Annotated in this window: 8 protein-coding genes; 4 read left to right on the top strand and 4 right to left on the bottom strand. The window is 65.5% G+C overall.

Annotation, left to right across the window (positions count from 1 at the left end):
- Positions 1-46 precede the first annotated feature (46 nt).
- On the bottom strand, positions 47-1,318 hold the full coding sequence (locus GS429_RS03945) for a hypothetical protein (protein WP_160062918.1): 1,272 nt from the start codon (positions 1,316-1,318) through the stop codon (positions 47-49).
- Between the two features lie 194 nt (positions 1,319-1,512).
- The gene (locus tag GS429_RS03950; protein ID WP_160062920.1) at positions 1,513-2,058 is read right to left on the bottom strand and encodes a CDP-2,3-bis-(O-geranylgeranyl)-sn-glycerol synthase; all 546 of its coding nucleotides are present in this window, start codon (positions 2,056-2,058) and stop codon (positions 1,513-1,515) included.
- Positions 2,059-2,360: 302 nt separating this feature from the next.
- On the opposite strand from GS429_RS03950, the gene GS429_RS03955 reads away from it, so the two are divergent.
- Both GS429_RS03955 and gdhB read left to right on the top strand, forming a co-directional pair.
- The gene (locus GS429_RS03955) at positions 2,361-3,539 is read left to right on the top strand and encodes a M24 family metallopeptidase (RefSeq protein ID WP_160062922.1); all 1,179 of its coding nucleotides are present in this window, start codon (positions 2,361-2,363) and stop codon (positions 3,537-3,539) included.
- Positions 3,540-3,563: 24 nt separating this feature from the next.
- Positions 3,564-4,850 carry a glutamate dehydrogenase GdhB gene (gene gdhB / locus GS429_RS03960; RefSeq protein WP_160062924.1) on the top strand — a complete coding sequence of 429 codons (1,287 nt, stop codon included), beginning with the start codon at positions 3,564-3,566 and terminating at the stop codon, positions 4,848-4,850.
- Positions 4,851-5,099: 249 nt separating this feature from the next.
- Here the strand turns inward: gdhB and GS429_RS03965 are convergent, their stop codons facing one another.
- Together GS429_RS03965 and GS429_RS03970 are read right to left on the bottom strand one after the other, a co-directional pair.
- Entirely contained in the window at positions 5,100-8,342 is a 3,243-nt protein-coding gene (locus tag GS429_RS03965; RefSeq protein WP_160062926.1) for an FAD-binding and (Fe-S)-binding domain-containing protein, read from the bottom strand.
- 3 nt (positions 8,343-8,345) lie between these two features.
- Positions 8,346-9,323, bottom strand: coding sequence for an NAD(P)-dependent oxidoreductase (locus GS429_RS03970; protein ID WP_160062928.1), 978 nt, complete (start codon positions 9,321-9,323; stop codon positions 8,346-8,348).
- 128 nt (positions 9,324-9,451) lie between these two features.
- On the opposite strand from GS429_RS03970, the gene GS429_RS03975 reads away from it, so the two are divergent.
- Positions 9,452-10,777 (top strand): amidohydrolase, encoded by a 1,326-nt coding sequence (locus GS429_RS03975; protein ID WP_160062930.1) that lies wholly within the window; start codon positions 9,452-9,454, stop codon positions 10,775-10,777.
- On the top strand, positions 10,774-12,030 hold the full coding sequence (gene ilvA, locus GS429_RS03980) for a threonine ammonia-lyase (RefSeq protein ID WP_160062932.1): 1,257 nt from the start codon (positions 10,774-10,776) through the stop codon (positions 12,028-12,030). The genes GS429_RS03975 and ilvA overlap by 4 nt, the downstream gene beginning before the upstream one ends.
- Positions 12,031-12,353 lie beyond the last annotated feature (323 nt).

Raw genomic sequence — 12,353 nt, forward strand, 5'->3', positions numbered from 1 at the left:
TTGTGGGGTGGTTTCGTTTCGATTACGGTTTCGTTTTGAGTTCGGTTTACGTCTTCGCCTCGATCGATTCCGGTTCAGCCACCGGATGTTGATCCAGTCGATCGACGAGTTCCCAGTACAGCCACAGAAACGAAAGCAGTCCGAGCGACGGTCGGTACGGGCGCCGGTCGATCGCCGCGAGCAGACATTCAATAACCTGTCGTGCGACTTCGGGCTCGAACAGGTCCTCGACGTCCGAAACGGGTTCGTCACAGACGGTCACGGAATAGGAGTTAACGAACTGCTCAGTCGTGATATCGAGCGCTGCGTCCGCATCGACGAACGCGAGCGAGACGGTGTCGGGTTTGCCGAGGCGTTCGATCCGGCGCGTGGTGCCGAGATACGATACCGATTGCACCGAGGACGACTCGAGGTCGAGTTCGTCGGTCAGGATCGAGCGAAGTGCGGCGTCGATCCCGCCGGTTGTCACGTCGGCGACGTCGAACGAGCCGGAAAACGAGAGATGTAATGCCTTCCCTTCGACGGCCACGCTCCGGCTGCGAACCGGGAGTACCGCGCGGCCGTCGGTCGTGATCACGAGCCCCCCGCCGCCGAAGTGATCGGAGAACGGTGTCTCCGAAAGCGGTTTCGGCGTCTCACCGTCAAACAGGAGCGGTTTCGACAGTTCGCGAATCGTCGCGCCGCCGCTCAGCTCGTAGTCCGGACAGAAGTTCGTCAGAAAGCTTCGATAGTACGTCGTGGTCGATAGCTCGAACGTGTCTGCCGAGGCGGACTCGAGTCTGACCTTCCGTCCGTTCGTGCGGTTCTCTCGCCGGAACAGCGCCCGTAGTTCGTCGGCGTCAGATTCGTACAGTGCGGCGAGTTCGTCGGGGACGTCGTACTGTCGGTCGAGGAGTTCGTGCTCGAAGCTGTCGTACGACCGCAGGCTCGAGGGTAACTGCTCGGCGGTTACCGGAATCCGTTCGGGAACGTCGGCTCGGTCTCGTGATCCTGGCAGCGCCGTGAGATCGAGAAACGAGGACGGGTTATCGTAGCTGTCGACGATTTCGTCCGCGGCATCGATCCGTGCTCGTTCGACGTGGCGAACGTAGGGCAAGAGCAACTCGACGGAGATGTAGACGCCGAATACGGCACCCAGAACCGAGATGAGGAGATCCGAAACGAGGGACGGAAACACGGCCGGATACAGCAACCGCACGCTCAGGATAACGAGTCCTGCGAGGAGGAACAGCCCGACGACGAACCGAACTCGGGGTTCCGCGAACGCCCGCCGGAGCTGCTTCGCATCATCGCGGAGGCGGATCAGCGACTCTGACACGTCCGTTTCTTTTCGACGGCGCGTATAATGCTATTGGCCAGACCATCTCCGTTAGTGATGGGATGGGCGGCCCGTGATACGGACCGAGTTCGTGCGGTCTCAGATAGCAACGCGACCGGCTCGAGTTCGTGCGGTGTAAGACGGTTGTGGACAAAAACTGCGGACCTCGAGTCCAAACCGCGTCTCGGACGGCCCTACCAGGGCTCGTTCTTCAGGCCGAGTTTGTACGCGATCATGTTCGTCGTGACGTGGAGAATCGGCGTGAGGATCACGACGACGGCGATGACCTCCCACGTGAACACGTCGAAGAACCACTCGCTGGCCAGGAGAGCGGTCAGCGGGAGCGAGACGACGACGAAGTCGAGCTGGTCGAGTCCAGGGAACATCGCGCCGCGTTCGCGACCGGAGCGACGTTTCAGAAACGAAGCCAGGATGTCGCCGAGCATGGCTCCGGCGGCGAGACCGAGCGCCGCGAGCGGCTCGAACTCGGGGACGTCGACGCCGATTGCGGCGCTGACGTCGTCCGCGAACAGGGTGAGGAATCCGGCGAGAGCGAGGCCGGCCACGATCCCGGCGGCGGTTCCGCGCCAGGTCTTGCCGTCGCCCAGAACGCGCTTGTCGTCCCACGTTCGGCCGCCGTCGATCGGCCGTCCACCGCCGGCCAGTACCGCGGCGTTGTTGGGAACATAGGCGGGCAACATTGCCCAGAAGGCGATCACGATTGTCTCGAGTATTGCCATGTTCGCCGGAACGAACCGCGGTCTCTTAACCGGCGGTGGTTCGGATCGAGCCGTGGGGTGGTTAGAGCAGTGGAGTGGAGTGTGTGAGTGTGTGGTTCGAACGATAGGCGCTCGAGTTGGGTTGCGTGGGGCGATCAGTTCGCCACAATCCTGCCGAGACCTCTGTCGGCACAGCCCTGCCTCGAGTCGATCGCTCTCGCCGATCTGGATTCGGGACCGGTATGTACACAGTATCTGTAACTACTGTACACGAAAAACTTTTAGCACTCCTGATCGATTCCCTTCGTAGAGACCCTGTTATCATGGCACGAGATATCTTCGACGAGACCGAGTACGAGCGGCGGGTCGATCGGACGAAAGAGCGGTTACGCGAGGAAGACCTCGACGCGATCGTGGTCGCCGATCCGGCCAATATGAACTACCTCACGGGGTACGACGGCTGGTCGTTTTACGTTCATCAGGCCGTCATCGTCACGCCCGATCACGAGGAGCCGGTCTGGGTCGGCCGGGAGATGGACGCCAACGGGGCGCGAGCGACGAGTTACCTCTCCGAACCCAACATCCTGTCCTACAGCGACGACCACGTCCACTCGCCGTACGACCTCCATCCGATGGACTACGTCGCGGGCATCCTCGAGGACCTCGAGGTCGCGGACGGCCGCATCGGCCTCGAGATGGACGCCTCTTACTTCACCGCGAAGTCCTACACGCGCTTGCAGGAGAACCTCCCCGACGCCGAGTTCGAAGATACGACGCTGCTGGTCGGCTGGGTCCGGATCAAGAAGTCCGAGCGGGAACTCGAGTACATGCGCGAGGCCGCCCGCATCTCGGAGAACGCGATGCAGGCGGGTCTCGACGCGATCGAGGCGGGCGTCCCGGAGTACGAGGTCGCCGCCGAGATCTACGACGCGCTGATCACCGGCACGGACGAGTTCGGCGGCGATTACCCGTCGATCGTTCCGCTGATGCCCTCCGGCGACCACACCGGCACGCCGCACCTGACCTGGACAGACCGGCCGTTCGAGGACGGCGACCCGGTCATCATCGAACTCTCGGGCTGTCGCCACCGCTATCACTCGCCGCTGGCGCGGACGACGTTCGTCGGGGATCCCCCCGCGGAACTCGAGGAGACCGCCGACATCGTCGTCGAAGGACTGGAAGCGGCCCTCGACGCCGCAGAGCCGGGGGTCACCTGCGAGTCCGTCGAAAAGGCGTGGCGCGATACCATCGCGCAGTACGGTCTCGAGAAGGAAGATCGGATCGGCTACTCGATGGGGCTCGGCTATCCGCCGGACTGGGGCGAGCACACCGCGAGCATCCGGCCGGGCGACGAGACGGTTCTCGAGGAGGACATGACCTTCCACATGATCCCCGGAATCTGGACCGACGAGATCGGGATGGAGATCAGCGAGACGTTCCACGTCACGAGCGACGGTGCCGAAACGCTTGCCGACTTTCCGCGACGGTTGTTCACGGCGTAACCACAGTTCACAGCCACCTTATCCATGACTACGACACCACCGACACAGGAGACTGAACCGGAGGACGAACTCGACTCGGCGCTCGTCACCGCCCGCCGCCAACTCGAGCGCGCGGCGACCCACGTCGACGTCGACCCCGGCGTCGTCACGCGACTCAAACACCCGACTCGCGTCGAGCAGGTCTCGGTCCCGCTCGAACGCGAAGACGGCTCGGTCGAGGTCTTTACGGGCTACCGAGCCCAGCACGACGACGTCCGCGGACCGTACAAGGGCGGCCTTCGATTCCACCCCGAGGTGACCGCCGAGGAGTGTACCGGCCTCTCGATGTGGATGACCTGGAAGTGTGCCGTGATGGATCTCCCCTTCGGCGGCGGGAAAGGCGGCATCGCCGTCGATCCGAAGTCGCTGACCGACGACGAGACCGAACGACTCACCCGTCGGTTCGCCGAGGAACTGCGCGACGTCGTCGGGCCGACGAAGGACGTTCCGGCGCCCGACATGGGCACCGACGCCCAGACGATGGCCTGGTTCATGGACGCCTACTCGATGCAACAGGGCGAGACCATCCCCGGCGTCGTCACCGGCAAACCGCCCGTCGTCGGCGGCTCCTACGGCCGCGAGGAGGCTCCCGGTCGATCGACCGCCATCGCCGCGCGGGAAGCCGTCGACTACTACGACCGCGACCTGTCGGAGACGACCGTCGCCGTCCAGGGATTCGGCAGCGTCGGCGCCAACGCGGCCCGCCTGCTCGAGGACTGGGGCGCGACGATCGTCGCCGTCTCGGACGTCAACGGCGCGCTCTACGATCCCGACGGGCTCGACACCCACGCCGTTCCGACCCACGAGGAAGAGCCCGAGGCCGTCCTCGAGCACGGCGCTCCCGAGACGATCTCCAACGAGGACGTGCTCGAACTCGACGTCGACGTGCTGATCCCGGCCGCCGTCGGGAACGTGATTACCGCGGACAACGCGGACGCCATCGCGGCCGACATCGTCGTCGAGGGGGCGAACGGCCCGACGACGTTCGCCGCGGATACGATCCTCGACGAACGCGGCGTCCACGTCATTCCGGACATCCTCGCCAACGCCGGCGGCGTGACGGTCAGCTACTTCGAGTGGCTCCAGGACATCAATCGTCGACAATGGAGCCTCGAACGCGTCAACGAGGAACTCGAGGAACACATGCTCGAGGCCTGGGCGGACGTCCGCGACGAGGTCGAGGCGAAGGACTTGACCTGGCGCGATGCGGCCTACGTGGTCGCGCTCTCGCGGATCGCGGAGGCGAAGGCGACGCGCGGACTCTGGCCGTAGGTTAGCGGCGAACGTCCGTTTTCTCGGACCAGCTCTACATGCGATGGCGCGCGCCGAGCAACGCCGAAGCGAGTGAGGCGTCGCTCAAAGGCGCGAGGGATGAGCGAAAGAGCGAAGCGATCGAGCGAATCGGCTCGGGAGGGTGTGAAAACCCTCGCTGCCAGCGCGAGCAGAGCAGGCGATGGGAACGATCCGTCGGACGAGAGATCTGTCGGACGAGACTCGAGACAAGATGGAGAAATCTGGACGCTACTCCGCCGTCAGCGCCGCGGAAACCTTCTCGATCGGATGCGGCGGCTCACCACAGCCGTCGTATTCCGACAGCTGTGACCGACAGGACGCACCGGGTGCAACCACGGTCTCGCCGTCGCTCCCCTCGACCTGATCGACCAGCACGTCCCCGATCTTCCGGCTCAGCGAGTAGTGTTCTGCCTCGTAGCCGAACGACCCGGCCATCCCACAGCAGCCCGAATCGAGCGCGTCGACCTCGTAACCGACCGCCTCGAGCACCGTCGCCGCGTGGCCGTCCTTCTTGGTGGCCTTCTGGTGGCAGTGACCGTGGTAGGTGAGTCGTTCCTCGAGTCCGCCGCTTCCGGTGGGCAGTCCGTCGGCCAGACCGAACTGATCGAGGTACTCCATGACGCCGTAGGTGTTCGCCGCGACGAGTTCGACGTCGGGACCCGAGAGCAGGTCCAGATAATCCGACTGAAACATCACGGCGTCGGAGGGCTCGACGAGCACGACCTCCCAGCCGTCCCCGAGTTCGGGCGCCAGCGCGTCGACGTTCGTTCGGGCGCGCTCTCGCGAGCGGTCGAGAAAGCCCTTCGAGTGGGCCGGTCGGCCGGTCGAGGTCACGTTTTCGGGAATCTGTACGTGGACACCTGCGGTCTCGAGAACCTGCACGGCCGCCTTCCCCGCCCGCGGGTGGTTGTAATTCGTGTACGTGTCGGGGAACAGCAAGACCTTCCGGTCGGCCTCCTCGAGCGGGACTCGAGGCCCTCGCTTTGCGAACCAGTCCTCGAAACTCTCCCCGGCGAACGTCGGCAGGTCGCGCTCGCGAGCGATGCCGATCGTTTTCTCGGCGATGAACCCGGAGCCGGGCAGCGACGCGGCCCAGTTCGAGATCGGCGCGAGCGCGGAGCCGACCGCGTTGAGTCGATCGACGTTCGCGAACAGTTTGTCCCGGAGACTCGAGCCGTTCTCCCGATGGTTGGCGTGCTCGACTTCGGCCTTGAGCTTCGCCATGTCGACCTCGCTGGGACAGTCCCGCGCACACCCCTTGCAGCCGATACAGAGGTCCATGATCTCCGCCAGGAACTCCTCGTCGGTGGCCTCGGTGTCAAGTTCGCCGTTCATCGTGCTTCGCAACATGTTCGCCCGGCCGCGGGTGCTCAGGCTCTCCTCTTCGGCCGCCCGAAAGGTCGGACACATGACGCCGCCGGTGGTCTCCTGATCGCCCCGACAGCCGCCACAGCCGTGACAGAGTTCGACCATGCCCTGAAAGCCGTTCTCGTTGTCCCAGTTTAGGTCCGGGTCGAAGCCCGCCTCGAACTCGTAGTCGGGATCGAACCGGAGGTGCTCGATCATGTCGTGGTCGCCACAGACGTTGCCCGGATTCAGGAGCCAGTCCGGGTCGAAGACCGTCTTGAGGTCCCGGAACAGCTCCCAAACTTCGTCGCCGTAGAGCTTGTGGTTCCACTGGGTTCGGGCGCGGCCGTCGCCGTGCTCGCCCGACACCGAACCGCCGTACTCGACGACGAGATCGGTGACGTCGTCCGCGAGCGATTCGAACGCCTCGAGTCCCGCCGCGCTCTTGGTGTCGACCAGCGGCCGCATGTGCATACAGCCCGGTCCCGCGTGGGCGTAGAAGCTGGCGAACGTGTCGTACTCCTCGAGAACTGCCTGAAAGTCCGCGACGTAGTCCGCGAGGTTCTCGGTCGGGACGGCCGTGTCCTCGATGAAGGAGATGTGTTTGGCGTCCGACGTCCGAGACAGGAGGATCGGTGCCGCGCTCTTCCGGAGTTTCCAGAGTTCGGCGATCCCCTCGGGGTCGTGGGCCTCGAGGGCGTCGAAGGCACGGACGGGATCAGGATCGTAATCGGTGTCGCCGACAGCGTCAGCGGCGTCGCCCGCCGCTGCGGTCACGTTCCCCTCCTCGTCTGCATCCCCAGCGTCGGCCGTCGGGTCCGGTACGTCCTCGTCGGGCAACCGATCGGCCAACAGGTCCGCGACCTGCTCGCGGCCGTGGTCGTCGTCCTCGGCGTAGAACTCGACGAGTAGCGCCGTCTCGGTGCCCGCGGGGAGCCGTTCGGCCACGGGCGCGAACTCCTCCGTGTTTTCCGCGAGTTCGATCAGCACGTCGTCGATGGCTTCGACCGCCGCCGGATCGTGGTTCCGGACGATGGTGTCGACGTCGGCCATCGCCTCGAGCAGGTCGTGATAGGTCAGCAACGCCACGGCCGTCGTTTCGGGGACCGACTCGAGCGAGACGGTCGCTTCCGTCACGACGCCCAGCGTTCCCTCGCTGCCGGCGAAGACACGGGCGAGGCTGACCGTCGCGTCGGGGTCGGGATCGGAGTCGTCGTCGATCGTGACCCTGTCGTCGGTGTTCTCGTCGAAGGCGTCCGGATCACCGTAGGCTTCCGCGACCAGTCGATCCAGATTGTAGCCCGAGACGTTGCGCTTCAGTTGCGGGAAGACCTCGCCGATCGCCGCCGCTTCCTCGTCGATCACGCGGCGGAGCGCCTCGTAGATACGCTCGAGCAGGTCGCCGTCCGGATCCGCCGTCTCGCGAAGCTCTTCGACCGTCATCTCGCCGAACCGTTCGACGGAGCCGTCGGCGAGGACGACCTCGCAAGCCTCGACGTAGGCGTCGGTTTTCCCGTACTGCAGGGAGTGGGCACCCGTCGAATTGTTCCCGATCGCGCCGCCGACGGTACTTCGGTTGCCGGCCGCCGGATCGGGAGCGAACTTCAGATCATGGGGCGCAAGTTCGTCGTTCAGGTCGGCGAGCACGGTGCCCGCCTGGACGGTCGCCCGCCGTTCGTCGGGATCGACGGAAACCAGGTCGCCCATATGCGTCGTGAAGTCGAGGACGACGGCCTCGTTGACCGCCTGGCCGGCGAGGCTGGTGCCCCCGCCGCGGGGGAGCACCGGAATTTCGTGTTCGGCGCAGTACTCGACGACGCTCGCGACGTCCGCCGTCGACCGCGGGAGGACGACGCCGATTGGCGTCATCTCGTAGGCGCTGGCGTCGGTCGCATACAGCCGGCAGGAGTACTCGTCGAAGCGAACCTCACCGTCGATCCGCTCCCGGAGCGCCGCGACGAGGTCCGACCGGGCGACGTCGCCGCCGACGTAGTCGTAGTCTGCCCGCGCGTCCGCCGCGGGATCTCCTTCGCGCGGGTCGTCCGGCGGCCCCAGATCGGTCTCCTCCGGGGTCGACGTCTGGTCGCTGTGGTCCGTCGTGGATCCTGAGTGTTCGGTGGCCATCGCTTAGCTCGACTCGGGCTGATAGACGGCGTTTTCGAGATCCTCACCCTCGCCGGCCTCGAGCGCCGCGACGTTGTTCGCGACGATATCGGCGAGCCGATCCCAGTGTTTCGGCGTGTGGCCGCCCGTGTGGGGCGTGATGAGGCAGTTCTCGAGATCCCAGAGCTCGTGATCGTTCGGCAACGGCTCGGGGTCGGTAACGTCGAGTGCCGCACCCCGAATGCCGTTGAACTGGAGCGCCGAGACCAGCGCGTCGGTGTCGACGATCCCGCCGCGGGCCGCGTTAACGAGCACCGCGTTCGGCGGGAGCGTGGCCAGCGCGTCTTCGTCGACGAGGTTTCGCGTTAGATCGTTCAACGGGCACGCGAGCACGACGTACTCACTCCGGGAGAAGGCCTCGTGGATATCGTCCTCGTCGAAGCTCAGCACCTCGTCGGTCGGGCCGCCCTTCGACGGCGTGTAACGGATCCCGATCGTCTCGACATCGAAGCCCTCGAGGCGCGTTACGATCTCCTGACCGATCGAGCCGAGGCCGACGACCGTAACGGTGCTGTCGGTGAACTCGTGTGACTGGAAGTGACGCCACTCGCCGTTCGATTTGCGCCGCCAGCCCTCGTGGAGATTCCGTGCGAAGACGAGCATGTTGGCGATCGACTGCTCGGCGATGCCGGGGGCGTGAATACCGCCGGCGTTGGTGACGGCGACGCCGTGGTCCGCCAGCGCGTCCATCGGAACGTGGTCGGTCCCGGCGAACGTACACGCGAACAGTTCGAGTCGATCCGCGCGCTCGAGGAGGTCTTCCTCGATCGTGATCCCCGTCACGATCCGGGCTTGTGGAACGAGTTCGCGTTCTTCTGCCGGCGTTCGCGCGAGCGCGACGGTGTGGTTCGGCAGCCGTTCGCGAAGCGTCTCGGCGTACGATTCCATCGATAATCCTTCCGTCCCCTCCCGCAAAACGACGACGTCTGGGTTCGTACTCATGGTGTGGTGGTATGCGTCACGAGGACGCGTTAGCCTATGATTGTCATCGTCTCTCTTATCCTTTTTGTGTATCCGACGTTAACACTCATTGTGTATAATTAAGTCGGTGGAACGCGTCAGTGACTCGCATGAACGAGCCGATACGGGACCGCCTCGTCAGCCTCCGACGGAGTCTGCACCGCCACCCCGAGCCCGCGTGGCGCGAGTTCTACACCACCGCCCGCATCGTCGAGGAAATTCGTGCCATCGGCGTCGACGAACTCGCCGTCGGCCCGGACGCCTACGATCCCGCCGATCGAATGGCCGTCCCCGATGGCGACCTCGAGCCGTGGGTCCGGCGCGCCCGCGACCGCGGCGCGGACGACGGACTGCTCGAGCGGATGACCGGCGGCAACACCGGCGCGGTCGCGGTCCTCGAGCGGGGCGAGGGGCCGGCGATCGGGCTCCGGGTCGACATCGACGGGCTGTTCATCGAAGAGTCGGCCGACGAGACCCACGATCCGGTCGCCGAGGGCTTTCGATCCCAGATCGACGGCACGATGCACGCCTGCGGCCACGACGTCCACATGACCTGGGGCTTGGCCGTCCTCGAGGCCATCAAGGAGAGCGATTTCTCCGGCCGACTCGTCGTCTTTTTCCAGCCCGCCGAGGAGACCAGCGGCGGCGGCTGTCCGATGGCGAAAAGCGATTTCGCGGCCGATCTGGACTACCTGCTCGCGGTCCACGTCGGCCTCGACCATCCGACGGGCGAAGTGGTGGCCGGGATCGAAAAGCCCCTCGCGATGTGCCACGTCGACGCGACGATCGAGGGGACTTCGGCACACGCCGGAAAGGCCCCGAACGAGGGCGATAACGCCATGCACGCCATGGGGACGGCGATCGAGAACGCGTACGGAATCCCGCGACACAGCGACGGGATGACCCGGGTCAATATCGGGTACGCGGAGGCCGGCTCCGCGAGCAACGTCATCGCCGAACGCGCCCACATGGAGGCCGAAGCGCGGGGGGAGACGACCGAACTGATGGAGTACATGAAGAACCGATTGAAACGAACCGTTCGATCGGCGGCGACGATGCACGGCTGTCGCGCCGACGTCGACGTCGTCAGCGAGTCGCCGCGGGCGGACAGCGACCCCGAACTGCAGGCGCTCGTCAGCGAGGTCGCGACCGACGTGCCGGGAATCGAGCGGGTGCTGCCGGCCGCCGACTTCGGCGCGAGCGAGGACGCGACCTTCCTGATGGATCGCGTCCAACAGGACGGCGGACTGGCGACCTACCTGATCGTCGGCACCGACCACCCCACCAGCCACCACACGCCGACGTTCGACGTGGACGAGGACAGCCTCGAGCACGGGGTCGACGTCCTCGTCGAGTCGATCAGGGAACTCGAGCACCGGCATCCGGTTCCCCGCGCGGAAGCCGAGGACGGGGCGCACGCGGAGGTCGATGGATGAGCCGGGATCGAACCGACGACGAGGGCCTCGTCACGCTCGCGGACGTCGAGAACGCCCGGGAGCGGATCGACGAGGTCGTTCATCGCACGCCCCTCGACACCTCGAGTACGTTCGCCGAACTGAGCGGCGCCGACTCCGTCGGTCTCAAACTCGAGACCGTCCAGCGGACGGGCTCGTTCAAGATCCGCGGGGCGTACAACAAGATGGCACAGCTGTCCGACGCGGAGCGCGAGGCGGGCGTCATCTCCTCGAGCGCGGGCAACCACGCTCAGGGCGTCGCACTGGCCGGGCAACTGCTCGATATCGACACGACCATCGTCGTCCCCGAGGTGACGCCCGCCGCGAAAATCGAGGCGACTCGAGGGTACGGCGCCGACGTCGTCGTCGAGGGCGACATCTACGAACGCTCCTACGAGTACGCCCTCGAGCGGGCCGAGGAGAGCGGCGAGACGTTCGTCCATCCCTTCGACAATCCGGCGATTATCGCCGGCCAGGGGACGATCGGGCTCGAGATGCTCGAGCAGTACCCTGAACTCGATACCGTCCTCGTCGCCATCGGCGGCGGGGGGCTCATCTCGGGTATCGGAACGGTGCTGAAGGCCCACGATCCGGATATTCGAGTCGTTGGGGTACAGCCGGAGGGTGCCGCCCACGCGAAACCGTCCCTCGAGGCCGGTGAGATCCGCGAACTCGAGACCGTCGACACCGTCGCGGAGGGCATCGCCGATACCAGGATGCTCGAAACGACCTTCGCGAACGCCCGCGAGGTCGTCGACGACGCCGTGAGCGTCACGGATACGGAGATCGCGACGGCCGTGACGTTGCTCGCCGAGCGGGCGAAAACGGTGGCGGAAAGTGCGGGGGCCGCGCCGCTGGCCGCTGCGCTAGCAGACGACGTCGACCTGGATCTCGAGGGCGAGCGCGTCGGCGTCGTGATCTCCGGCGGGAACGTCAACCTCACCGAGCACGCGGAACTGACCCGGACCGGCCTGCACGAACTCGAGCGCTACGCCGAGGCGAGGCTGGCCGTCGCCGGGTGGCCGACAACGGTGGGCGAGGTGGCCGACACCGTCGAATCCGAAGGCGCCGAACTCGACGTCCTCGAGCGGGCGCGCCGAACGAATCGCGACGAGCCGAATCGGGTTCCCGTTACTGTCGGGCTCGAGGGCAGCGGGCGAGAGCATCTCGAGGGCGTGCTCGATGCGCTTGAGGGGCTCGAGGGGGTTTCGGTGGTCGTACGCTCGCTCGAGTAACGACTCGAGCACACTGCTGGCGCGCTGGACCGCGACGAACGCAAGTGAGGCGCGGTTCGAATGCGTGAGGTCATCGCGAACGGAATGAGTGAATCGACTGGTGAGGGCGAGGAATCCCGAGGTGCCAGCGTGAGTAGCAGATCCTTCAGGTATTACAGACGGCAGATCGGTTCTCAATAACCAATACCCCTCAAACGAGCAAGACCTCTTAAATCGCGGCAACTAGGGTATCCACGTCCTCCCCACCCGATTCGTTCGCTTCGTTCAGGCGCTCACTCATCCCTCGCGCAGGTTCGGACCCCGGTTCACTCGGCTCACGGTTC

Origin of the sequence: Natronorubrum halalkaliphilum (genome assembly GCF_009834785.1) — an archaeon.
GTDB classification, from domain to species: domain Archaea; phylum Halobacteriota; class Halobacteria; order Halobacteriales; family Natrialbaceae; genus Natronorubrum; species Natronorubrum halalkaliphilum.